Source organism: Luteolibacter sp. Y139, from assembly GCF_038066715.1.
Lineage (GTDB): Bacteria > Verrucomicrobiota > Verrucomicrobiia > Verrucomicrobiales > Akkermansiaceae > Haloferula > Haloferula soli.
The window spans coordinates 834,042-858,416 of sequence record NZ_JBBUKT010000001.1; the positions used below are offsets into that span (position 1 = coordinate 834,042).

Annotated in this window: 18 protein-coding genes and 1 other RNA gene; 12 read left to right on the top strand and 7 right to left on the bottom strand. The window is 62.5% G+C overall.

All coding sequences use genetic code 11. The annotated features are described in order from the left end of the window. Window positions 1-22 precede the first annotated feature (22 nt). From WKV53_RS03520 to WKV53_RS03530, 3 genes are all read left to right on the top strand, one after another. Window positions 23-2,206, top strand: coding sequence for a PAS domain-containing protein (locus WKV53_RS03520; RefSeq protein WP_341402967.1), 2,184 nt, complete (start codon window positions 23-25; stop codon window positions 2,204-2,206). A gap of 90 nt (window positions 2,207-2,296) precedes the next feature. Beyond that, on the top strand, window positions 2,297-2,737 hold the full coding sequence (locus WKV53_RS03525; protein WP_341402968.1) for a response regulator: 441 nt from the start codon (window positions 2,297-2,299) through the stop codon (window positions 2,735-2,737). Window positions 2,738-2,785: 48 nt separating this feature from the next. Continuing rightward, on the top strand, window positions 2,786-4,816 hold the full coding sequence (locus WKV53_RS03530) for a hypothetical protein (protein ID WP_341402969.1): 2,031 nt from the start codon (window positions 2,786-2,788) through the stop codon (window positions 4,814-4,816). 5 nt (window positions 4,817-4,821) lie between these two features. Here the strand turns inward: WKV53_RS03530 and WKV53_RS03535 are convergent, their stop codons facing one another. Next, complete coding sequence (locus WKV53_RS03535; protein ID WP_341402970.1) at window positions 4,822-7,314, bottom strand: PAS domain S-box protein; 2,493 nt, start codon at window positions 7,312-7,314, stop codon at window positions 4,822-4,824. Between the two features lie 236 nt (window positions 7,315-7,550). On the opposite strand from WKV53_RS03535, the gene WKV53_RS03540 reads away from it, so the two are divergent. The 4 genes from WKV53_RS03540 to WKV53_RS03555 all read left to right on the top strand — a co-directional run bounded on the left by WKV53_RS03540 (window position 7,551) and on the right by WKV53_RS03555 (window position 10,673). Further along, window positions 7,551-7,952, top strand: coding sequence for a response regulator (locus WKV53_RS03540; protein ID WP_341402971.1), 402 nt, complete (start codon window positions 7,551-7,553; stop codon window positions 7,950-7,952). A gap of 52 nt (window positions 7,953-8,004) precedes the next feature. Further along, entirely contained in the window at window positions 8,005-9,072 is a 1,068-nt protein-coding gene (locus WKV53_RS03545) for an HD domain-containing protein (protein WP_341402972.1), read from the top strand. A 119-nt stretch (window positions 9,073-9,191) separates the two neighbouring features. Continuing rightward, entirely contained in the window at window positions 9,192-9,770 is a 579-nt protein-coding gene (recO, locus tag WKV53_RS03550) for a DNA repair protein RecO (RefSeq protein ID WP_341402973.1), read from the top strand. A 9-nt stretch (window positions 9,771-9,779) separates the two neighbouring features. Continuing rightward, window positions 9,780-10,673, top strand: a complete 894-nt coding sequence (locus tag WKV53_RS03555; protein ID WP_341402974.1) for a tetratricopeptide repeat protein — start codon at window positions 9,780-9,782, stop codon at window positions 10,671-10,673. Window positions 10,674-10,706: 33 nt separating this feature from the next. On the opposite strand, the gene WKV53_RS03560 is transcribed toward WKV53_RS03555, so the two are convergent. After that, window positions 10,707-11,498 carry a hypothetical protein gene (locus WKV53_RS03560; RefSeq protein WP_341402975.1) on the bottom strand — a complete coding sequence of 264 codons (792 nt, stop codon included), beginning with the start codon at window positions 11,496-11,498 and terminating at the stop codon, window positions 10,707-10,709. Window positions 11,499-11,591: 93 nt separating this feature from the next. Here WKV53_RS03560 and WKV53_RS03565 point away from each other — a divergent pair, with 93 nt between their 5' ends. After that, complete coding sequence (locus tag WKV53_RS03565; RefSeq protein WP_341402976.1) at window positions 11,592-12,500, top strand: cation diffusion facilitator family transporter; 909 nt, start codon at window positions 11,592-11,594, stop codon at window positions 12,498-12,500. Between the two features lie 69 nt (window positions 12,501-12,569). Here the strand turns inward: WKV53_RS03565 and WKV53_RS03570 are convergent, their stop codons facing one another. From WKV53_RS03570 to WKV53_RS03580, 3 genes are all read right to left on the bottom strand, one after another. Continuing rightward, complete coding sequence (locus tag WKV53_RS03570) at window positions 12,570-13,301, bottom strand: HNH endonuclease (RefSeq protein ID WP_341402977.1); 732 nt, start codon at window positions 13,299-13,301, stop codon at window positions 12,570-12,572. A gap of 73 nt (window positions 13,302-13,374) precedes the next feature. Next, window positions 13,375-13,767: RNase P RNA component class A (gene rnpB / locus WKV53_RS03575), an RNA gene on the bottom strand. A 62-nt stretch (window positions 13,768-13,829) separates the two neighbouring features. Further along, entirely contained in the window at window positions 13,830-14,387 is a 558-nt protein-coding gene (locus WKV53_RS03580; protein ID WP_341402978.1) for a DUF456 domain-containing protein, read from the bottom strand. A gap of 208 nt (window positions 14,388-14,595) precedes the next feature. Here WKV53_RS03580 and WKV53_RS03585 point away from each other — a divergent pair, with 208 nt between their 5' ends. The 4 genes from WKV53_RS03585 (at window position 14,596) to WKV53_RS03600 (ending at window position 19,869) form a co-directional block, all read left to right on the top strand. After that, window positions 14,596-16,911 (top strand): DUF6797 domain-containing protein, encoded by a 2,316-nt coding sequence (locus WKV53_RS03585; protein ID WP_341402979.1) that lies wholly within the window; start codon window positions 14,596-14,598, stop codon window positions 16,909-16,911. Between the two features lie 74 nt (window positions 16,912-16,985). Next, a complete protein-coding gene (locus tag WKV53_RS03590; protein ID WP_341402980.1) occupies window positions 16,986-18,947 on the top strand; it encodes a hypothetical protein in 1,962 nt (653 codons plus the stop codon). A gap of 93 nt (window positions 18,948-19,040) precedes the next feature. Next, entirely contained in the window at window positions 19,041-19,448 is a 408-nt protein-coding gene (locus WKV53_RS03595; RefSeq protein ID WP_341402981.1) for a hypothetical protein, read from the top strand. A 223-nt stretch (window positions 19,449-19,671) separates the two neighbouring features. Then, the gene (locus tag WKV53_RS03600) at window positions 19,672-19,869 is read left to right on the top strand and encodes a hypothetical protein (protein ID WP_341402982.1); all 198 of its coding nucleotides are present in this window, start codon (window positions 19,672-19,674) and stop codon (window positions 19,867-19,869) included. 152 nt (window positions 19,870-20,021) lie between these two features. Here WKV53_RS03600 and WKV53_RS03605 read toward each other — a convergent pair whose 3' ends face one another. Together WKV53_RS03605 and WKV53_RS03610 are read right to left on the bottom strand one after the other, a co-directional pair. Continuing rightward, window positions 20,022-23,501: a glycosyltransferase gene (locus WKV53_RS03605; protein ID WP_341402983.1), complete on the bottom strand. Its 3,480-nt coding sequence runs from the start codon at window positions 23,499-23,501 to the stop codon at window positions 20,022-20,024. Window positions 23,502-23,671: 170 nt separating this feature from the next. After that, the gene (locus tag WKV53_RS03610) at window positions 23,672-24,328 is read right to left on the bottom strand and encodes an outer membrane protein (RefSeq protein WP_341402984.1); all 657 of its coding nucleotides are present in this window, start codon (window positions 24,326-24,328) and stop codon (window positions 23,672-23,674) included. Window positions 24,329-24,375 lie beyond the last annotated feature (47 nt).

Genomic DNA, 24,375 nt, shown 5'->3' on the forward strand with positions numbered 1-24,375 from the left:
AAGCGATCTCCCGCCCGCCCGCATGCGCCGTTCCGGCGCGCTGGTCATTTTGGCGGGGATCTTCGTCCTGCTCGGCACCACCCTGCTGGTGATGGGGAAAGGCGACCTGAATACCCGCGTCGCCGCCAGCGCCGTGATCCTACTCTCCACCGGCCTTCTCATCGGCCGCCTCCGCACCATCCCGGAAGCCACCAGCGCCTCCGACCGCCTCGCCGAAATCAACCGGGATCTGGAGGCAGAACTCCACCGGACCCGCGAGCAACACCGCCAGCTCGATCACTACTTCGAGATGCTCATGGCGAACGTGCCCGCCAACATCTACTTCAAGGACCGCGAATCCCACTTCCTGCGCGTGAACCAAAGCATGGCGGCCTACGTGAAGAAAGGCCACCCGCGCGACCTCATCGGCAAGACCGACCACGACCTCTTCGGCCGCGAACACGCCGACCCCGCCCGCGCCGATGAACTCCGCATCGTCAACACCGGCAACGCCATTCTCGGCCTCCTCGAACGCGAGGTGTTTCCCGACGGCAAGACCGGCTGGGTCCTCACCAACAAGATGCCCTTCCGCGACCGCGACGGAAACATCATCGGCACCTTCGGCATGTCCAGCGATGTCAGTGAACTCGTCCATGCCAAGCAAGAGCTGGAGCGCGAGCGCTACCTCCTGCGATCCCTCATCGACGCCTTCCCCGACAAGATCTTCGCCCGCGATCTCGACCGCCACTACCTCGTCGTGAACCGCGCCATGGCGGAATGGGTCGGAGCCGATTCTCCCGAAGAAATGATCGGCAAAACCCCGGCCGACTATTTCCCCGAAGTGGTCGTGAAAGCGGGCAAAGCCGAAGACCTCCGCATCATCGAAAGCCGCCAGGGCGTGCTCAATCGCGAGTGGGATCTCGAGTGGAAACCCGGCGACCTCCACCACTTCGTCACCTCCAAGGTCCCGCTCTTCGACGCGGACGGCAAGATGTGGGGCATCGTCGGCATGGACCGTGACGTGACCGAACAGCGCCGCGCGAAAGAGCTGGTTCTCCAAGCCGAGCAACGCATGCAGGCCATGATCGACAACAGCCCCGCCGTCATCGCCATGAAGGACCTCGACGGCCGTTTCCTAATGGTGAACCGCGGTTTCGAAGAACTCTTCGGACTATCGAGAAAAGACGTCCTCGGCTTCACCGACCACGATATCATCGCCGATAAAGCCGCCGCCAACAAGTTCCGTGAGCACGACCAACTTGTCGCCCAGCAGGGCGAGGCACTCCAGATGGATGAAGAGCTGTACGTCGACAACGAGCCACGCACCTACTTCTCGGTGAAGTTCCCGCTCCGCGACCTTGATGGCAAGATCCAGGCCGTCGGCACCATCGGCACCGACATCACCGACCGCAAGGCCGCCGAGCAGGCCATGCATCACCTCAACCAAGACCTCGTCAAAGCCAACGAGGACCTCAAGCGCGCCCAGGAACAACTCATCCAAGCCGAAAAGATGGAATCCATCGGCCGTCTCGCCGCCGGCGTCGCCCACGAGGTGAAGAACCCGCTCGCCATGATCGGCATGGGCATCGAGCTGCTCGCCCGCCGCGTCCCTACCGAAGACGCCCAAGGCCAGGAAACCATCGAGCGCATGAAGCGCGGCATCGATCGCGCGAAGAAGATCGTCAAAGGCCTCGTCGATTACTCATCGGCCCGCCAGCTTTCGATGGAGCCGAAGGACATCTCGGAAGTCATCGGCGACTCGTTGGCCCTGGTCGAATATCCGCTGCGCCAGGCAAAGGTAAAGCTCGTGAAGGAAATCGAGGCTGACATGCCACGCGTCAGCGTGGATGCCACCAAGCTCGAGCAAGTCCTGGTCAATCTCATGATCAATGCCATGCACGCCATGCCCGATGGCGGCACGCTCACGGTGCGCGCCTTCGCCCGCGAACTGAATGGCGTCCGGCGTGATGAAGGCGTGCGCACCGCCAGCCACCTCCGCGAGGGCGATCAAGCCGTTCGCATCGAGGTGGATGACACCGGCACCGGCATCGACGAGGCGATCATGTCGAAGATCTTCGATCCCTTTTTCACCACCAAGGCCACCGGCCAGGGCACCGGTCTCGGACTCGCCGTCTGCCGCAAGATCGTCGAGCTCCACAATGGCATCCTCGAACTCGAAAATCTTCCCGGCGGCGGCGTTCGGGCGTCCATCACCCTGAAGGCCTGACGACTTGGCACCCCGACTGCGAGAAAACCAACCGCGAGAACACCTCGCCAATTCTTGATTACTTCCGAACTTTCCGATAGAACCCCGATTATGGAGACCACCAAAATTTTGATCATCGACGACGAAGCCGATTTCACCGCCCTGCTTCGTGCCAACCTGGAAGAAGTGGGCAATTTCGAAGTGCTCGACATCAACGAGTCATCCCACGCGCTGAAGACCGCGAAGGAGTTCATGCCCGACCTCTGCATCATCGACGTGGTGATGCCCGGCCTCGATGGCGGCGACGTCGTCGCGCAATTCCGCGCCGATCCCGAGCTGAGAAGCATCCCCGTGCTCATGCTCACCGCATTGGTCGAAGAGAATCCAGACACCCCCGACGGCGAGACCCAGACCGGCGGCCTGCCCTTCGTCAGCAAGACCTCTGAATTCGGCACCATCCTCAGCTGCATCGAGAAGCATCTGGAGGAAGCACGCGCCACCACCACCACCGCCGAGGAACCGCACATGGCCGAACCTTGGGAACTCGGCTGATCCGGGAATTCCTTTGCGAAAGGAAATGTTCTGCTAGAACCGCCCACCATGACCCCGGAGGTGGAGCGGTTTCTGAATCTGGCGACGCGACCGCTCGAAGCCACTCCCAACGAACGGGAGGAAGCAAAGGGCGAATTCATGTCGCGCATCACGCACGGCGGGGTGCCCTATGAGATGTTGGATCTCGCCGAGCCACTGGATCGCTTGGCGGGAGCGAAGCCTCCCAAGAACGCACTGCGGCGGTCACTGCTTTTGACCGGAGCAGTCCTTCTGACGGCATCGGTGGCGATCACAATTGCGATGCTGGGTTGGGAGATCTTTCTGATAAGCCAGGCGAACATGGCGTCCTCTCAAAGTCGCTACGGCATCTCCCCCGGCCTCGGGAAGGACTACTTGATGATGATGGATCGCGTTCGCGCCATCGCGCCGGATCTACCCCTGGGCCTCCATCCCCATTCAGGCAAATCGGAGGAAACGGCAGCAGCACTCGCGAAGAATCCGGACGACATCGCGATGCTTCAAGAGCACGTCATCCGCGAGATGCGAGAGGTCAGCCAGTCGCATGGGTCGAATGGATTCACCAGCGACGAACAGGCATCCATCAATCGCTTGGACCAGGACAACGCGCTGTGGCCGTTGATTCAAATCAATCTGCATCTCGCAAAGGCAACGGGCGCCACCACCGGCTTCGGCACCTATTACATGGGATCCCAGATCACTTCCGAGCCCGATTTCCAGCAGGCCCTGAAGCTCTTTTCCGAAGCGGCCGCGAAGCCATCTTATTCAGACCACTCGACATCCCTGAAGCGCCGCCAGCTCGACGCCTTCCCACCCTCCCGCTCACTTGCCGAGAGCATGGTCGCGACGGGATTCTCGAGATGGGTTTCCTCGCCCTTCAGCTACTATTCGGCGAATCTCAGTGCGCTGGGAAATCTTCACTGCGAACGCCTGGTCGCGGCGGCTGACAAGGAGGGACTCGCGAACTTTCACCGGGAATGGAAACAGCTTTGTGGACACATCATCGGTTCCACCCAATCCGGCGAGTCCGAATACAACGACATCTTTCATCAACTGAAGGAGATCGGAAATTCCCTGGAGTCCGCTTTCGACCGCCTCGGCATGGCCGTGGAAAAGGCCGACATGGAGCAGAGGCTGAAGATACTGGACCGGCTTGTCTTCACCTCTTCCAATCTCCCGCCGGAGGTCGCAAAGGCGCTCGGACCTCGACTGAAATCGGAAAACCGCGTTCCCGCCAATCTCACCGTGGAAGAAGCCCTCACCTCGCGGCGGGTGGAGTTCCTGTTCTTCTACCGCATTCTTGCCACCTCCCTCGCATTTCTCGCGCTGGTATTCGCCGGCCTCGTCGCCTTCGAAACCTGCCGCCGCTCGCGGATCGTGAAGAACATGGCACGCGGCTTGGTGCCACTTCTCCGAAAGGAAGATCACCTTTGGATGGCTGGCCTCGGACTCGCTCTCCCTTGGGCATGGTGGTGGACCATCACCCGCATGACTCCTCTCGGCTGGCGTGATGGAGATTTCGATAAGCCCTGGCCATCCATCGTCTGGCTCATCCAGCCCTCCGCCGGCGTTGTCTTTGCCGCGGTGATGCTGCTCCAGACCGCGCGCTGGCGTTGGGGCGTTCACGGCGGATTCCTCGGACTCGGCGTGCCCCTTCCCTGGATCGGCTGGGGCGTGGCCACCCTGACAGCACTCTCCATCCCCGTTGCCGGAGTTCTCCCTTACCTCGGCTCCATGACCGACAATGAAACGGGCGTCTTTCTGGCAGGAGTCACCGGCATGGCCGCGTGTGGAGGGCTTTGGTTGCTGTGGCAGGGCATCATGACCCTCTTCACCCCCCGCGCCGGTGCCCTCCGGCCGAACCTGGTCATGAGAGCGACCTTGCCGTGGGCCATGACCGGAGTCGTCACCCTGCTGGCAAGTGTAGCCGTCTCGACCGCCCTTGAGCGCTACTGGTTTTCCAAGGACCCGCTGTTCCCCTCGTGGACCAGCAAGACCTTCCCCAATGCCCTGCAAGAACGCATTGCCGAAGAAAACCGGCAAGCGGCCCAAGGCTGGTGAAACACTCACCGCACCGCCACATCCAGCACCTCCCGCAGTGCTGTTAGAAGCGCCGAGGTCGTGTATGGCTTCGGCAAAAATCGCACCGTCTCCTTCTCCTCGTCCAGCGGCTGGATCGACGAGACTCCGCTTACCCCGATGACTGGCACCGCCGGATCGATCCGATGCAACTCACGGATCAAGGCATGCCCATCGAGTCGCGGCATCGCCATGTCCGTCAAAACCACATCGATCTCAAAACGACGACCGATGAACAGCGCGATGCCCTCCGCTCCATCCGCCGCATCCAGCACCTCATACCCATACGCCTCCAGCGTCTGCCGCGTGATGAGCCGGATCGAAGACTCATCATCCACCACCAGCACCGTCTCCCCCCGGCCGCGCGGCAGCGCCGGGCTGACCGTCGTGACCGGCTTTTCCCCAGCCCGCCGCAGCGCCGGCAGGAATACCGTGAACACCGTCCCCACCCCTAGAGCGCTGGACACCTCCAGCGAACCACCATGACCCCGCACGATCGCCAATGCCGTCGAAAGCCCGAGCCCCGTTCCCTTCCCCGGCTCCTTGCTCGTGAAAAACGGGTCGAAGATCTTGTCTAACAGGCCAGCGGGAATCCCTGTCCCCGTGTCCTCCACTTCGATCCTCACCAGCGGTTCCTCATTGCTCGCATTCGCAGCCCGCAGCCGCAATACCCCGCCCTCCGGCATCGCATCCCGGGCATTCACGCACAGGTTCAGCAGCACCTGGTGCAGCTGCGTCGGATCGGCATGCACGGGATGAAGCCCCGTAGCCATCTCAAGCTCCACGCGAATCGACTTCGGAAACGTGTCGCCGATGATCCGCACCACCTCTTGGAGGATGCGGCTCACATCCACTTCCACCCGCCGCCCCTCCATCCCACGCGCGAAGGAAAGGATCTGCTGCACCATGTCCGCTCCACGGCGAGCGCTCGCACCGACGATGTCGAGGATCTCACGATCAGCGGGATCAGCGAGGCGATGCTTCAGCAGATCCACCGACATGATCACCGGCGCGAGGACATTGTTCAGGTCGTGGGCGATGCCACCGGCCAGCGTGCCGATGCTCTCCATCCGCTGCGCGCGCAGGAACTGCTGTTCGAGCTGCTTGCGGCCGGTGATGTCGGTATTGATCGAAAGGATCGACCGCGGCTTGCCATCCGGATCGCGCAGCAGTGTCCAGCGTCCATCCACGGTGACGGCTTGCCCGCTCCGCGTGAATTGCCCGATCTCGCCAGCCCACACGCCTTCCTTCAGCACGGTGCGAATGGCATCCATGAATGCGGTCTCATCCTGATAGAGAAGCTCGCGCACGGACCTCCCCGTAACCGCTCCCGCACTCCAGCCATAGAGAAGCTCGGCACCGTGGTTCCAATAGATCACCTGTTGATCCAAACCGAGCACGATGATCGCGTCCCGGGCCTTCTCGATGAGAGCCGCCTGCTCCGCGAGTTGGCTTTCAGCCACCTTCGCCGCGGTGATGTCACGGACGGTGCCGACAATCCTCTCGACCCTGCCTGTGGCATCGATGATGGGCACCGCATGATCACTGAGCCACCGGACTTCCCCCTTCGGCCAGCGAATGCGGAAGTCGATTTCCGTCTGTTCACCCGCAAGCTTGCGCCGGGCAACCTCGTTCATGGCGGGAACGTCTTCCGGCAGCACATGCTTCAGGTAAGAGCCCGGATCAGCAAAGATCTCCTCTCTGGAATGTCCCCAGATGCTTTCATAGGCGGGACTGGCATAGAGCAGGCGACCTTGGATCATGTCGTAGCTGTAAAAAATCTCGCCTATATTGTCCGCCATCTCCCGGAAACGCGTCTCGCTGTCGCGCAGGGCCTGCTGCGCCGCATGGCGTTCCGTCACATCACGACAGATCCCTAACATGCGACAGGGTCTTCCCGCATCATCGCGGAATACTTTCCAGCTCACCTCCAGGTGCTTCACGCGCCCCCCATCCATCAGGATCCGGTGATCCACGGCACCGGAACCATGGCCCGCCAGCGAATCTTCCACCGCCTTCTTGATCCGACCGCCGTCATCATCCGGCATTCGCCGGAGCACCCTTTCGAAGCTCGGAACGAAAGACGCTGCATCGGTTTCAAAGATCCCGTGCATCTCGTCCGACCACACCACCCCGCCATTCTTCAAATCCTCTTCCCACCATCCGATTGCCGCCACCCGCTGGGCTTCCACCAGACGGGACCGTTCCGCCGCGAGCTGCCTGGCAAGCTCGCGCTGCTCACCTTCGCTCACCTGCAGCGATTGGTATCCCGCTTCGATCGCCCCATAGGTGCGCCGCACCAGGATCCACAGCAGCAGCGAGGTCAGCGCCACGAATGCCAGCCCCTTCACCATGCTCCAGTGCATCATCAGCTCGGGCCTCGGCATCAGCGGTGCCAGCGCATGATCCGAAAGCACGATCCACAAGGCGGCAAAGATTCCATAGCCCGCGACGATGCGCCACGCGCGACGGCGTGCCATCTGCTGGGGAGGGCTGGGATCTGGTGGATTCATCACCCGGACTCGGTGGAGACCGATGTCGGCCACGGCCGGTCATCTCAAAAGACGACCAAGCAGCTACTCGAAACCATGGATTGCAGTCTCAGGCAAGCGGCCATTGGTGACACCGGGCAAGTTGCCACGCCGGATCTCACACCCATCGCCTTCCGCGATGGCGTGATACCACGCGGCCGGACTTCAGTCAGACTGCTGCCACGATGACAACGATCGAGGTCGCAAAGGAAACCACCCGGATCCTGCTCGTGGACGACGAACCGGCGATTCTGGAAGTCCTCCGGCAAGCTCTGCTCGCCGAGGGTTTCGAGGTGGAAACCGCCGCGAACGGCATCGAAGCCGTAAAGCGAGCCAAGGGACAGCTTTTCGACCTCGTCCTCACCGACATGATCATGCCGGAGATGGATGGCATCCAGACCATTCTGGAACTGCGCGCCGTCCACCCCGGCATCCGCATCATCGCCATGTCCGGCGGAGTATCCTCCGCTGGCGGCGACTTCCTTCCGCTGGCCCGGCAGCTCGGAGCCCAGACCGTGCTCAGGAAGCCTTTCGAATACGCGGTTTTCATGGACTCGGTGCGGGATGCCCTCTGCGTCGCAGCCTGACCGGGAGGAGTTCCGTTCGTGACAGCCGCCGCCGACCGGCGATGCTGGCGGCGTGACGTTTTTCACGATCTCGGCATTGAAGGAACAGGCGGGCGAGCAAGCCCTCGCCGCAGTCATCGCCTGCGAATTGCAGTCGCGCAGCCAGCGCCAAACCAAGGCGGGCAAGCCCTATCTGGTCCTCACCTTCGCCGACGCCACCGGCAGCTTCAATCTCAACGCCTGGTCGGACGCACCGCTCTTCGAAGCCGCGCAGGGCATGCCCGATGGCACCGTGGTGCGCCTCGATTCCGAGTGGACGCAGAATCAATATGGCCTCAATGCCGCGAACATTTCCTGGGAACGACTGACCGGCGAGGATCTCGAGGCCTTCTACGCCGGAGATGCGGCCACTGCGGAAAAGCAGCGCCATGACTGGGACACCATCCTCACGCTGCTCGCTTCCGTGAAGGACCCGCGTCTGAGCGCACTGGCGAAGCATTTCATCGATGATCTCGGCGCGAAGTTCCGTCGTGCCGCCGCGGCTCGGAAAAACCACCATGCGCGGCGTGGGGGACTCACCGAGCACGTCGCCCAGATGATGCGCACCGCGGATCTCGTCTGCTCCGCTTACCCTTACCTGAATCGCGACCTGCTTCTCGTCGGCGTGCTCTTCCACGACTGCGGGAAGCTGTGGGAAAACCAGTATCCCGAGAAAGGCTTCGCACAGGGCTACACGCTGCACGGCGAAATGTTAGGCCACATCCCGCTCGGCATCGAACTCGTCAACAAGCTCTGGCGCGACGTCGCCGAAAGCCCCGTTGCGAAAGGCTGGCTCCCCCTGGAGCCACCCACCGAAACCGTCCGCCTCCACCTGCTGCACCTCATCGCCAGCCATCACGGCGAATACCAGTTCGGCTCTCCTACCCTGCCACGCACCCCCGAAGCCATCGCCCTCCACTACATCGACAACCTCGATGCAAAGTTGGAAATGATGAAGGACGCCTACTCACAAGCAGGCGAGTTGGCCGACGGCATCTACGAGAAGCAGTTCCCATTACCCGCGAACCTCGTCGCACCACTGCCCGCATTCGAGGAACCTCCATTGATCGCCAAACCGGCGAGTGACGATCAGCTGTTCTGATGCGATCTGTTGGAGACACCGTCTCCCCTCGGCCTGATCCCATTTTCCCGAATCTTCCGCGAATCCCATCATCCTGAAACGTTCTCGCACTTCCCGGGTTACCCCCTAGCGACCCCACCATGGAGCACTGCCACGGCACCCTGATCCGGCTGACCAAGCTCACTGACACGAGCTGGATCGTCCACTGGTTCACGGCCGGCCACGGGCTGATCAAGACCGTGGCCAAGGGCGCCCGCAGCCCGAAAAGCGCCTTCGCCGGCAAGCTGGACCTCTTCTTCGACGCCGAAATCACCTGGGCCAAGGCGCGCACCGGCGAACTCCACAGCCTGCGCGAAGTAGTCGTGAGCCGCACCCGGGAGCCCATCCGAGGTGATTACAATGCAATGCTATTGTCTGGCTATTGGTGCCGTCTGCTAGAACTTTTGATCGAACGCGACCATCCGGAGCCCGAATTGGCAGACTTGCTGCGTCGCGCGCTGGACCATGTCGCCGAAAAAGGAGCCACCGTGCGGGCGATGCACCACTTCGAGCAGGAACTCGCGCGAAATCTGGGCATTATGGGCGAGCGCAAGCAGGCCGCCGGAGCCCTCCGCGAAACGCTCGGCAGCCTCCCCCCGCAGCGGGCCCAATTGTTGGAACGACTTTCACCCGCGCCGGAATTACCCGTTGCGGAAACCGAAACCGGTGATTTAAAGTAAATACACGCCATGGACTCACCAACAGCTACCCTGATTCAAATCCTCCGCGGCCGCGTCGATGAGCTCGTCGCGGTGGGAGACCTTGACGAGGCCGTTCACGCCGCCACCGCCGCCGTTCTCAAGGCGCAGCAGATGCTCAGCAACGACCCGGACAGCGTCGACGAATTTGCCAGCTCACTGGAAGTCCGGGCGGACGTCTACCGTCAGCTCGGCCGCCTCGAGGAAGCGCGCGATGACTACAAGCAGGCGATCGACCAGCTCGACAACCGCCCCGACCGCGCGGTCCAGCTCGGCCGCCTCTACGCCGGCTACGGTGCCGTGCACGATCAACTCGGCAACAGCGAGCGCGCCTCCGAACTCTGGCAACAAGCCATCCACTATTTCGAAGCCGCCGAGCCGCCCGCGTCACTCGACATCGCCTCGATGTCCAACAATATCGCCTACCTCAAGAAGGCCGGTGGCGACGTCGAAGGTGCCGAAGCACACTTCCTGCGCGCCCTCGAAATCCTCCACAAGGAACTGGGCCCCGATCACGAGGAAACGGCCGCCGTCTCCAACAACATCGGCGCTCTCTACCAGTGGGCAGGCTACTTCGAGCAAGCCCGCGAGATGCACCTGATGGCACTCGATGCGCGCCGCAAGCTCTTTGGCGAAATTCACCACGATACCGCCCAATCCCACAACAACCTCGCACTGGCGCTCCTCGCGACCGGCGACAAGGCATGGGCACAGCGCCACTTTGAGAAGTCCATCGCCGGCTTCAAGGATCTCGGCGTGGAGTATGCCGATGACCTCGTCGCCGTCGCGGAGAACTACTGCGCCTTCCTCCGCGAGGAAGGCCTCTTCACCCGTGCCGACGAGATCACCGCCGAGCTCAATGGCTCGGTGGCGGGCGTCGCCTGAATCATCTGACAACGCGAGCGCCGGTGATTCGGTTCACCGGCGCTTCGCCGATGCCGTCGCGGTGGAGGTTTCCTTCACCGCGATTTTTTCTGCCTTCAGCCAGCGCAGCAGCACCGTGCGATCACTGGTGAGCAGCCCGTGCACGCGATAGTTCGAGCGACGCAGTGCCTCTGCATCGTCGCGCCCCTCATCGACCACGCACCACGGCTTGCAGCCGGAAGAGTGGATGAAATGAAATCCATCAGGGCCGGTCACGAGAAAGGCGACATGGCTGTCCAGCCCCACGATCCGGATACCGGGCTCCGCGCCTGCCACTTCACTCGCGAAATTCTCGTAGGGCACGCCCACTCGCAGGGTCATCGCCTCGGAAGGCAGGAAGGTGCGGATGATATTCTGCGAAGCCTGCTGCGCGAGCTTGTAGCGGTCCACCTCGAAACCCGCATCGCGCAAGACCGTTGCCACGAAGTAGCCGCACGCGATCTTGCCCTGGCCCGGCGTGTCGGCCGTGCCATGGAAATCCCACGTCGTGCCGAGCCAGCAGCGCATCATCGCCGGCAAGAGCGTTTCGAGGTAGCCACGCGTCTCGGCCATCACCCGGTCCTTCTCCTCCTTGGTACGAGCTTTGGCGTACTTCGCCGAGAGGTCCCTCCGCCGGCGTTGGGCTTCTTCCTTCAGCTCCGCATAGCGCGCCGCATCCGGGGTGGGTTTCGTCACCATCGGCTCCGCCACCTTGCGCCACGCGGCGGGCAGGGAATCACGGAAATGCCAGCAGACGGCGCAAACAATTCCTGCCGTGGCTAAGATTGTTAGGAGAAACCTCTTCAATGGGATGCTTCGATTTCAACCGGTTACGCACCCGCCGACCAATGAATTTCCCGTGAAGTTGCACTCCTCGCGGGAAATCCCACGCTTTCCCCCGTGAGCGCGACGCTGTCCGAAGACCAGTCCCGGGTGATGACCTTGTCACTCGTCGTGGCCATCATCTTGCTCGTCGCGAAGGTCGCGGCAGCAGCCATCACCGGCTCATCCGCCATTTACTCGGATGCCGCCGAATCCGTGACCCACGTCCTCGCCGTCGCCTTCGCCTCCTGGGCACTGCGACTCGCCCACAAGCCCTCCGACGACACCCATCACTTCGGCCACGACAAGGTCGCCTTCATCTCCTCCGGATTCGAGGGCGCCATGATCAGCGCGGCCGCCCTGCTCATCCTCTATGATGCGGCGAACAAGGCCTTCGCCAGCGAAGCGGTCCACAGCATGGCCATCGGCATGATCCTCACCGGCGCTGCCGCCGGGGTAAACCTCGTGCTCGGCCTGTCCCTGCTGCGCGTCGGCAAGAAGCGCAACTCACCCGTGCTCCGCGCCAATGGCGAACACGTCCTCGCCGATGTCTGGACCAGCGTCGCCGTACTCGCCGCCCTCGCCTTGGTCCAATTCACCGGCTGGAGAGGCTGGGACCCCATCTGCGCGGCACTCGCCGGCGGCAAACTCCTCTGGACCGGCTGGCGCCTCATGCGCGAAAGCTTCGGCGGCCTCATGGACGAAGCCGACCTCACCGTGGAAAAGGAACTCCGCGACCTATTGGACACCGGCTGCGCCACTCACCACCTCTCCTACCACAACCTCCGCCACCGCCACTCCGGCCGCACCCACTGGGTCGAGTTCCACCTCGTCTTCCCCGACGAAACCGACCTCCACCACGCCCACGAAATCGCCACCGAACTCGAAGGCCAAGTCGCCACTCTGCTAGGCCAAGACGTCCGCGTCATCACCCACCTCGAACCCCGCTCCGCCGAGCATCAGGAAGAACGCTGGGAGCTGCGGTGAAAACCAGTTTCTTGGAGCAAGTAGCCGTCGAGATTCGGGCGGCTAGGCTGCCAAAGTCTTTCGTAAGCGCTAGCTGGAGGGTTCGTCCTGAAATTGCTCTATAAGGCGCCGCAAATCGATGCCCCTATTCTCAAACGTGCGACCTGCTCCGGTAACAAGATACATCCCATCAATAAGCGGGACATCTTCACTTTCCATCTTCACCTCAAAAAAGGAGAAAATTTGAAAACGTCCAGGTAGCACCTCGCGTGATTCGTCATGCGACTTTGTTGACCGTGGTGCAAATCGTCCCGGATACTTTCTTTCTCCAACTGTGAACCCAATGGAGTCCACATAAATTGGTTGCGCTCCCTGATTGCGGACCTTGGCGGTGAAGATTTCCTCCATCCGGGATCCGCCTTCTTTTGACCACACCATAGTTTCACGCCAGTAGGGCTCCACAATTGCGCGAACCTCAGTAGTTGATTCCTGACTAGACTTGAGGGACCTAAATAGGGCTTCAGAGGAATTTCCGATCCTTTCAGGATGGGCTGCCACAAATTGGAACCAAATGTCCCGATGACCGCGGAGCTCCTCCGGGGTAAACTTACGACCAATCGGGTGCGCTGGGTTATATGAACCCACCTCTTCATGGCAGAGCAAACAAAGTGGAATGCAGTTCTCAAGTTCATTCGATCCGCCGCTAGCTTCCTGAATGATGTGGTGCGTCTGCATGGCGGTGCCTGAATACCTTCGACACAGACAACATGTCTGTGCACACCGCACCAACGCCTCGTCGGCGACCTCTCGTGAGAAGGGCATTTTCTGAGTATTTGGGGAACCGGGAAAGCTGCAATTCAGGCGTGTGTTCCCGAAACGATGTTGAAAGGAAGGATCGGGCCGCTCTCCTGTAAGCCGGATTCTGTTCCCCCGGAACCCTGCGTTCCGAAGTAACGGTCATTTCTCTGTCCGCCGAAGCGGGCCCCCGCTTGCGCGGGATGCGACTAATACCCGGGGATACGACGGGCGGGCTACCCTTCCCCTGTTCTGTCTTGCACCACGCGGGGTTTGCCGTGCCGCGCCGGTTACCCGGACACGCGGTGGGCTCTTACCCCACCCTTTCACCCTTACCTGATCCCTCGCGGGCCATCGGCGGTTTGCTCTCTGCTGCACTTTCCGTCCAGCCGTCTTGAAACGGCCGTCCCCCTCTTTCGAGAGGCGCGTTACCCTGTGGTGTCCGGACTTTCCTCGACCTTGCAAGCAAGACCGCGACCGTCCGGAGAGCGGCGGCGGGAACCTGCGGCGGATCGACCCCCGTGGAAAGCGCCAATTTCAGCCCTTACCCTCACCTCACTTCACCCAGAAGCAATCGATGAAGAACCAAGCGATCATCACGACGCCGATGACGAACTTCATCCCCATCCCCGCCACGGTGCCCACCACCGACCCCACCCCGGAGACCGCGGCCGGCTTCAGCTCCTGCTTCGCGCCCCATTTTTCGAGGATGAACGCCCCGATCAGCGGCCCCAGCAGCAGGCCGAACGGAAAAAAGAACATCCCCACAATCCCGCCCACCAGCGCGCCCCACGCGCCCCACTTGGTGCCGCCGAACCACTTCGTGCCTGCCGCACCGGCCGCAAACTCAAGCGCTTGTGAGATCGCCATCAGCACGGTTAGGATCACGAAGGACCACCACTCCATCCCGGATCCCTCGCGCCCCAACATCAGCCGGTGGGCGATGGCAGCAATCAGCACGATCAGGTGCCCCGGCAGGATCGGGACGATGCAGCCGACCAGCCCCGCGATCAGCAGGCAGGACGTGATCACCCACGCCAGCCCGGTCCCCGCCGTGCCCCAGCCGCCCCAATGCATGATTCCCTCGCTCCAGTGCGTGATTCCCTCCCACATCGCGGCGGACCATAATCAGGAAACCCGCACGGTCGAGGAATTCCCCGAATCGCCCCAGCCGCACGGATTTCTTGTCAAACGCGTTTGGAAGCTGACGTAGTGGCCCCGGCAGGGCGGCCGCCTACCCGTATGTCCTACCCTTTTGACTCGCGGCTTTCCGTGCCATACCCGTAAACCCGATCCGCACCAGCGACGTAACTCCACACTCATGCGCCCGTACCCGTATCAATTGGCACCCTTCGTTCTTGCCGCCGCAGCCATTACCGCGCCCCTGAAAGCCGCGGAGTGGTATCAGGAAATGCAAATCGGTCCCGCCTGGGCCGAGTCCTTCGCCGGCACCTTCGATGGCCAGGAGCAAGTCGCCGCCGTGAAAGGCGTGCTCCTCGATCTCGGCGATGGCACCCGCGCCCTCTTCGACACCGAGACCCTGCGCGTGGTGACCGTTTACAAGGGCGACGTCCACTGGGGCGGCACCCCATGGACCGGCGCTCACGGCCAGCTGGTCAAGACCGCCAACGAAAAGGACTTCGTCTTCAATACCGTCCCCGGTCCGGGCTGGGCGAACGAAGCCGGCAGCTTCGAGGACAAGCGCACGAGCATGGACTTCACGCTCTACACCGCGAAGCGCGACGCCAGCAAGGTAACCGCCGCCTGCGGTAACATCCCGAACGCCCAGTACAAGGGCTTCTACCGCTACGGCACCCGCATCGTATTCGAATACACCGTCAATGGCACCCGCGTGCTGGAGCACCTCGAGCAGGGCAAGGACGGCTTCGTCCGCCATTTCGAAGTCGCCGCCCACGCCAAGCCGCTCGCGCTCCTCGCCGCCGATGACGCCTCCGCCTTCACCACCGAAAACGGCAGCGCCAAGTCCGGCTCCGGCCTCTCCGTCGCTACCGGCGGCTCCGGTGCCGTGCTCGCTCCCGCCGCGGACAAGGCCACCCGCCTGATCGCCAATCTCGCTCCTGCGGAAAAAGCCACCACCTTCACCATTTCCTACGTCCGCGGCGGCACCGCCAAGCCCGTCGCTCCCTTCAATGTGACCGGCGCCACCAAGGGCGGCGAAGGCATCTGGAAGGACGTCATCACCACCAAGGGCGAGGTCTCCACCGACAAGAAGTCGCCGTGGGTCACCGACACCCTCACCCTCCCGGAAAACAATCCGTGGCACTCGAACATCCGCTTCGCCGGCTTCGACTTCATCGATGAAGACACCGCCGCCATCTCCACCTGGAATGGCGACGTCTGGACCGTGAAGGGCCTCAAGGGCGATTGGAGCAAGCTCGAGTGGAAGCGCTTCGCTTCCGGCCTCTTCCAGCCGCTCGGCATCAAGGTGGTGGACGGCACCGTCTACGTCCACGGCCGCGACCAGATCACCAAGCTGCACGATCTCAACAAGGACGGCGAGGCCGACCAATACGAGTGCTTCTTCAATGGCGTCGCCGTCTCGCCGAACTTCCACGAGTTCGCCTTCGACCTCCAGACCGACTCGAATGGTGACTTCTACTTCTCGAAGGCCGCCCCGGTCCGCCCCGGCGGTCGCGGCTTCGACACCATCTTCCCGAACCACGGCACCGTGATGCGCCTCTCGAAGGACGCCTCCAGCTTCGAGGTCATCGCCACCGGCCTGCGCGCCCCCGGCGGCCTCGGCGTCGGCCCGAATGGGGAAATCACCACCGGTGAGAACGAGGGATCGTGGCAGCCCTGCTGCAAGATCAACTACATGGCGAAGAACGAGCGTCCGAAGTTCTTCGGCACCGAGCCAAGCCGCCAGGGCCTGAAGGATGCTCCCTACACCGAACCGCTCGTTTACCTGCCGATGGACGTCGACAACTCCGGCGGCTCCCAGGTCTGGGTGCCGAAGGGTGCCAAGTTCGGCCTCAAGGAAGGCGAGCTGATCCACCTCTCCTACGGCCAGTCCTCGGTCTTCCGCGTGCTCTTCGCCAATGTCGGCGACACCCTGCAAGGCGGCGTGACCAAGCTGCCGATCAAGCTCGGCTCCTCCGCCATGCGCGCCCGTTTCCACAAGGACGGCTCCATGTATGTCGCCGGCTTCCGCGGCTGGCAGACCAATGCCGCCAACGAGTGCGCCGTCCAGCGCATCCGCTACAACGCTGGCGCCACCATCCCCGTGCCGGACAAGCTCGAGATCACCGAGAAGGGCGTGCGCCTCCACTTCGAGACCGAACTCGACAAGGAAACCGCCACCGATCCGGAAAGCTACTCCGCCCAGCGCTGGGATTACGTCCGCGGCCCGCAGTATGGCTCCGGCGAATTCTCGGTCGACAATGTCGAGGCCGAAGCCCGCAAGAACGCCGTCGAGAAAGAGTCGAAGGAGCAGCACAAGCGCGACAACATCAAGATCAGCGCCGCTCGCCTGCTGGCCGATGGCAAGACCGTCGAGATCGACCTCGAAGGCCACAAGCCCTCCATGTCGCTCAAGGTCGGCTTTGATCTTGAGAACAAGGACGGCGAAGTCCTCCAGGGCGACGTCCATTGCACCGTCCGCGCGATGGGCAAGTAATCTGCCGGAACTCCGATTGAACTGATTCGCTCGGGGAGCCTGCGTGGTGTAGGCTCCCCGCTTTCTTGATTGAGATGAGAACTGCCCTTTCCCTCCTCCCTGTCCTTGCCCTGACCGCCGGTGCCGCCCGCGCCGAGCTTGCCGCCACCTTCGAATCCGGAGCAGCCAAGGACACCCGTTCCGATCGCCTGCCCGCCCTGCTCGTCAAGGCCGGCGAGTCCCCCACGCCCTTCCTGCCCGCAGGAGAGTTCGGCGTGACCTGGACCGGCAAGCTGGTGCTCTCCGAGCGCCAGCGTCTGATCTTCTCCTTCGAGGGCGAGGGCAAGGCAACGCTCACCATCGATGGCAAGGAAGTGGTCACCGAGGATGGCACGTTTGGCACGAAGGCCTCCGAAAGCACCCGCCTCAACAAGGGCGAGCACGACATCTCCATCGCCTACCATTCCAAGGCCGACGGCTCAGGCCGCTTCCGCCTGTTCTGGCAGGAACAATCGTTCCCGAAGCAGAGCGTTCCACCCACCGTCTTCAAGGCGGAGGTCACCGTCGATCCTGCCCGCCACGGACGCCTCCTCTTCGCGGAAAACCATTGCAGCAAGTGCCACATGGGTGCCGCCGGCATGACCGAGCTCACCGAGTTTGCACCGCTTCTCGTCGCTTCCGGTTCCCGCCTGAATGAAGCCTGGATCGCCCAGTGGCTTGCCAATCCCTCGGCTCTCAAGCCGGACACCCGGATGCCCGACCTGATCGACGAGTCGACTCCGGAAGGAAAACAAAAGGCCGCCGACCTCGCCGCGTGGCTGATGAGCCAGAAGGTCGGGGACGTCCCCGCCGCTCCGGACAAGGCACTCGCTGAAAAAGGCGGCGAGCACTTCCATCGCCTCGGCTGCGTCGCCTGCCACACCCAGGCCGGCACTCCTGCCGATCCGACGCGCGTCCCGCTGGCCAATGTCGCCTTCAAGTTCCAGCCCGGCGCCCTCGCCGGTTTCCTGAAGAAGCCCGACGCCTGGTATGCCCACATCGGCATGCCGGACTTCTCGCTCAGTGATGCCGAAGCGAATGAAATCGCCGCCTTCCTGCTCGATGCCTCGGGCAAGGTGGAGCACAAGACCTCGGACTTCCCGAAGGGCGATGCCTCCAAGGGCATGGCGATCGCCACCGAGCTGAACTGCGCCGCCTGCCACGCCGGCGCCGGTGCCCCGAACGTCGCCCTGGCCACCACCGACGCCATCTTCGCGAAGGACTGGGCCGCCACCGGTTGCGTCTCCGCCCATCCCGGCCCCAAGGCACCCAAGCTCAACCTGTCCGACGACGATCGCGCCGCGCTGGTCGCCTTCTCGAAGAAAGGCACTGCCCCGCTCACCCGCAACGTTCCCGCGGAATACGCCACTGCCAAGCTTCAGGAACTCCGCTGCACCAGCTGCCACGGCATGGACGGCCACCCCTCCAGGCTGGACGCCACTCATCTCGAGTCCAAGTCGCTGGTCGAGCACGTCAAAGGCGAGAATGAGAAGCTCGATCAATCGCGCCCGCAGCTCACCTACATCGGCGAAATGCTCCATGCCTCGTTCATCGAGGGCATGATCAATGGTAACCCGACCAGCACCGGCATTCGCCCGCGCCCATGGCTTGATATGCGGATGCCCGCCTTCCACGCCTACTCGAATGGCCTCGCCACCGGCCTCGCCCGCATCCACGGCGTCGAACCCGGCAAGCCGGAAGCACCGGCGGTGGACGCCGCCCTCGCCGAGATCGGCAAGAAGATCATCAGCGCCGATGGCTTCGGCTGCATCACCTGCCACGGCGTCGGCACCGCCAAGCCCACCGCAGCCTTCGAGGTCGAGGGCGTCAATTTCGCCCTCTCCCATGAGCGCCTGCGCAAGGAGTGGTTCCAGCGCTGGATGGACAATCCGCCCTCGGTCACCCCGGCCACCAAAATGCCGCGCTACAGCGAGGACGGTAAATCCCAGCGGCCGGAGCTGGATGGCGACGCCGCCAAGCAATTCGACGCCATCTGGAACTACATCCAGAAGCCCTGATCATCCTAGAATCTCAGTTGGTCCGCGCAAATTCAACAGTATCGCCCCGGGAAGCGGCATGATTTGGAACACCGGCTGCTATTTCCTCGGGAAATGGCAGTCTCGTTGTTCAAACCGGCCCTCGTCGCCCTCGGTGCCGGCACCCTCATCGCTGGCAGTTATTACGTCTCGACCGAAGTCGGCCTTCAGACCGAAGGCTGGCATGAGGTTTCCGTCGAAATGGCGCGCAATCCCGGCTACGCGGCCGTGGGCCAGAGCTACTTCACTCCGGACGGCAGCAAGCTGCTCGTCACCGCAATCACCCGCCACGAAGGCAAATTCATCCTTCAAGCCAGGGTCCAGGTCACCCACCGCTACGCGCTGGCCATGTTTCCCACGCGCTGGGAGCACTCCTTCGCGATGGACACGCCTTCGGTCGAGTGGACGCTGCGCCAGGCCAGCGGCCAACCTCCGGCTCCCCTGACCGCAGCGATCGGCCGGCAGTGGCACGTGTTGAATTGATCACTCCCGGTTCGGCCGTAAATTCTCCCCGTCATGATGGGAGGCATAGGAGCCACGGTCATCAGCATCATCGCGATCATCGCGCTGCTGGCGCTCGCCCGTCTGTTGACGAATTGGATCACCGATTGGTGGGAGTAGCGCTGACGTTTGGCAGACGAAGAACCTGCGGGCTTCCCCTCCACGCAACTTGCGTCTTCAATGATCCCGCCTTTCGTCATCCCCCATGCTCGATCTTCCGCGCTCCAGCACCGACCTCCGCATCGCCGTCCCTTGCCACTCCTGCAACATGCTGGGCAAGATCGCCGGAAGCTCCTGTGACTACTGCGGCGGCACCGGCTGGATCCTGAAAAACCCCGACCGGATCACTCCCGTCGAACTCGAGCGCCTTCGCAAGAAACTCCCGGCTCCTCCTGAGTCCTGACCTTGATACATAAGGCGGATAAGGCGGCGAACTCTTTGTCCCAACGGGACTACGTCCCAAAGCCCGGGGTTGCCGACGCAGGAGGCTACCCCGGGTCCACTCATGCCCGAGTCCCCTACGCCAACGGCGTTGCGGAAGGGCGTAGACGGGTCCTAGGACCCCAAGCTCACCACGAATTCCGGCAGGGTCATCCCACCCATCACTTCGATGCGAGGCAACTCCAGCAGCGAGTCTTGGAAACGACACGTCCCCGGCTTGCAACTCAGCCCGAAGGTATAGCCACACGCACCGGTCAGGTGCTGCACCGCCCGATCCTGATCGCCATAGGGATAGGCGATCGCATCCACCGGATACTTTAGCTTCGCCTCAAGCATAGCCCGCGACCTCACAAGCTCACGAACAAGATCGGTCGGCGACAGCCCGGTAAGCGGCTCATGCGTCACCGTGTGCGCGCCGAATTCCACACCCTCTTTCTGCAGCCTCAGGATCTCATCCCAGTCCATCAGCTCGACCTCCTCACCGAAGGCCCGGTCCCATTCATTGGTCCCGCCGATTCTCCCCGCCACGAGGAACATGATCGCAGTAAAACCGTAGCGCTTCAGCAAAGGCCACGCGTGTTCGGCAAAGTCGCGATAACCATCATCGAAGGTCAGCAACACCGCTCGCCCCGGTAGCGGCTTCTTCGCCTGCGCCGCCTCACGCCATTGCTCCAGCGTGACACTGTAAAAGCCCGCATCGCGCAAGTAACGGAGCTGCTCTTCAAAGGCCTCCGGCGTCACCCTCCAGCGCGACGTCGCCTCCACACCTTCGGGAGCCACCCGATGATACATCAGGATCGGCAGGCGATAGGTGCTCGCCAGCTTCGCCGCCTCCACCCGGCGAACCTCGCCACCATTCCACAGCACATGGCGGGAAACAGCTTCTGGCATCTCACCAAGCCGGTCGTCCTCGATGAATTCCGGGACAATCGTCGAAGCATCGTCCGTGCGTCGGAAAAGCAGCACGCGATACAGCGGCGTGCGGAGCTCCTTCACCAGATGAAGCCCGGGAGTCCGGGCAAAGGTCTCGCCAATCACCTTCGAGCCAAAAGGCACGTCCCAATCAAAGCCCGCCTTGTCCGGTTCATCGACGACGAGGTTGGCGTGCGCGGTGAGGAAATGACCGCCGGGCTTGATCGCTGCGGCGATCTTCTCCGCCACCCGTTCCAGGTTCCCTGTTTCTCCGACGTAGTAGAGCACCTCGCTACACACCACGAGATCATACATGCCCGGGATCTCGTCCCTGATCAAATCACAGTGCCCGTAGCGAATGTGATCAAACGCGGAACAGCGCTTCGCAGCCCGCGACAAGGCGATCTGCGAAATATCCATGGCTAACAGATTGCCCGTGCGCCCCGCGAACTGAACGGTGAAATGTCCTTCCGCGCAGGCCAGCTCCAGCGCGTCCGGGATCGGCCCGTCCGGCAGCAGCGAGAGCGTCTGCTCGTACTTCACCTGCTCGTAGTCGTTGGTGTAGTCCCACGGGTCCTCGCCGGAAGCGAACAGCGCTTCGAAGTGATGCCCATCATGAGCTTGGACGCCCGATTTGAGTTCGCTGGTCGTGGAGGTTCGCTTGAAGGGCTCGATGCCAAATGGCGCGACAATCCCGGGCGCGTGAAGCACCAGTCGCCGCGTGCCATTCGTCTGATAGAAATGCCCCACCGGCTGGCGGGAGATCGTCGCGGCATGACTCAGCTCCGCCAAGGCCGCGGCAGGAAATGCCGCACGGCGCGACGCACTGGTTCCAATCGGCTGCACCGGCCGCGGGCCGAAGGTCACTCCCGCGCCATGCTGTCCTTGATTGCCGGCCAGTTCCGCGAGCCGCTCCCGCAGCGTCCCGGAAGCATCAAACGACCTCCCTAACAACGCCTCACGAACCGCCACGCGACAAAGCTCGAACCCACCCGCCGCATTGATCGCAGCACGCAATGCAGCCGCGCTCAGGCATCCTTCCTCCACCGCCACGCCCATCAGTCCGATCCCAGCCCCACCGATCGTCACCGCCACTTCAGCGGCATTCACATCGAGCTCGCGATCGTGGATTTCGCCACCCAGTTCGACATCGAATCGCGTCGCCACTTCCGGAACCTCGCCCGGATAAGGCTCATAGAAGGCTGCCTCCGGAGACTCCGGAGCACCCCAGAGTTCTTGGAGAAACACGGTCCATCCGATGTGGTCATGAGCCGTCGACCAGTCGGTGCTCGCCGCGGCGTGCAGCCCGCTCGCCAAACAAAGATCACCACGGAAAATCGCAACGCCTTCTTCGCTCTCCTCCACCCGGAGATCACCATAAAGCGTCCGCTCGAAGAATGCCCCGAGAACAGGCCATGCATGCTCCGCCACGATCGCATCGGCGAGGACCGATGCCGGCACGATGCCATCACACACCGGCAACCGGACACGCCCCAGCGGCTTGCCCTCCATGATCAAGTCGCAGACCAGGCGCTCCGCACCCGCCGCAATGACATCCCGCAGCGGCTTCGTGACCTCCACGACCTCCGCATGCGTCAGTCCTGCCTTCAAGGGACGCGGAGACCCAGTCTGCTCGGCAATCATCGCCTCCAAGGCACGCCGCGCCCGCCGGGCCAGCCGCGGAACTTTCGAACGTTCTTCAAGCGCTCTGAGAAGATCATCGAGTCGATGCACCACCATCGGCCACAGCGCATGCCACTCGGACAAGCAGCGGCAGGTCGGCAATGGCGCGGCCTCGAAGATCGAAGCGGCGACGAAAGACGGATCCAGCACCGCATCGCGGGCATCGCCCAGCATCTCCAGCAGCGGCCGGGCATCCTGTCCCTGCCCGAGCGCCACCGCAGCCGGCCAACAGGCAAAGCGCATCTTCGCTCCCGCCAAGCGCTCCGGCGACAGGCCCTTCGCGTGAACCGGCAGCGGCTCCAATACCCGCGAGTCTGGCCCATGACCTCGCTCGATCACTTGCAGCCCGTCCGCCAAAAACCGCGAGCCATCCGTCGTGAGCGACGCAGGCCGCATTCGGTAATAAGCCAGTACCTCGCGAAGCAGCGCGAACTTGGTCCCCGTCCGCGCGACACGCTGCCAGAGATCCCAATCCTCACACGTCGCCAACGTCGCATCAAAGCCACCCACCGCCTGCACCAGCGATCGCCGCACCAGACACGCATGAATCGCCAGCGCACAGCGGCTCGCGAGGATCTCAAACAGATCACCTTCAGGCGGAAAGTTCCCCTTCCCTAACAGCGAGCCATCCGGCAGCACCCGCACCCAACCGCAAAGCACCGCATCCAGCTCCGGCCGTTCCTTCAAGACCCCGGTCATGAGCTCGAGATGCTGCGGCCCGATCCAGTCATCCGAATCCAGGAACAGCAGCCACTCACCATTCGCCACCGCGATCCCGGCATTGCGTGCGACACTGACACCCGCATTCTCCTGACGCAGCAGTCGGAACCTCTTGTCCTTCGCCGCGAACTCTCCCGCAATCGCCGCCGTGCGATCAGTCGACCCATCATCCACTACGATCGCCTCCCAATCGGCAAAGGTCTGCTCCAGCAGAGATTCCAGGGTACGCGGCAGGGTAGCCGCAGCATTGCGGGCAGGGACGATGACAGAAACGCTCATAGGGGGCTCGAATGGGAGCCTCCGGATTCACCGGGGGAGGATGGCGGAGCGTCGCTTTTCTGGCGGAAAACAAAAGAAGAATGGGCGCCATGCGCCGGCATCACCTCCACCTGACGAAAAAAGCCGGCATCCCGTGAAGGAACACCGGCTTGGAAAAAGGCGATTTCGTTTCAGAAGTTGAAGCGAACCCCGAGCTCACCGAGGAAGTCATCGTCGAATCCGGCGACTCCCGAAGGAAGACCCGAGATGTCCGAGTCATCCAGATAGAGCCAGCGGGCTCCGCCGTAGATCTCGAAGGAATCGGTCACGTTATAGTTCAGGCCTGCGAAAACCTGAGCGTAGAAGACCTCGTCGTCTTCCGAAACGGCCACCGGACCGCTGAAATAAAGCGCGCTGGCGTCGAACTCGGTGAAGGCCACACCCGCACCCACGCCGAAGTAGAAGCTCAGGTGATGCACGAGCTCCCGCTCCAGCTTGAAGTTGAGCGTGACCGGAACCATCGAGAACTCCGAGTTCAAGCTGGTCGTGAAAACCGCCGTCGGCGGCCCGGTGGGATCGATGATCACCGCCGACTCCTCGTTTTCGGTATAGCCCGCTTCGAGGAAGATGGAAGGACGCCAGCCACCCCAGTTCCACGGGGTATCCACTCCCACGTGCAGGTGATACATCTCCTCTTCCGTGTCGAAGAGGTAGCCGACACTGCCACCAGCGAACCATTGCCAAAGGCTGGGCTCGGGAGCAGGAGAAGGAGCTATCACCTCCTTCGACGTGGTTCCGGCCATTGCGGTGCCGGCGACGAACATGAACGCAATGATGGATCTTTTCATAGCACTCCCCTTCTAGCAGGAGCCTGCCCCATCAATCAACCCCCGAA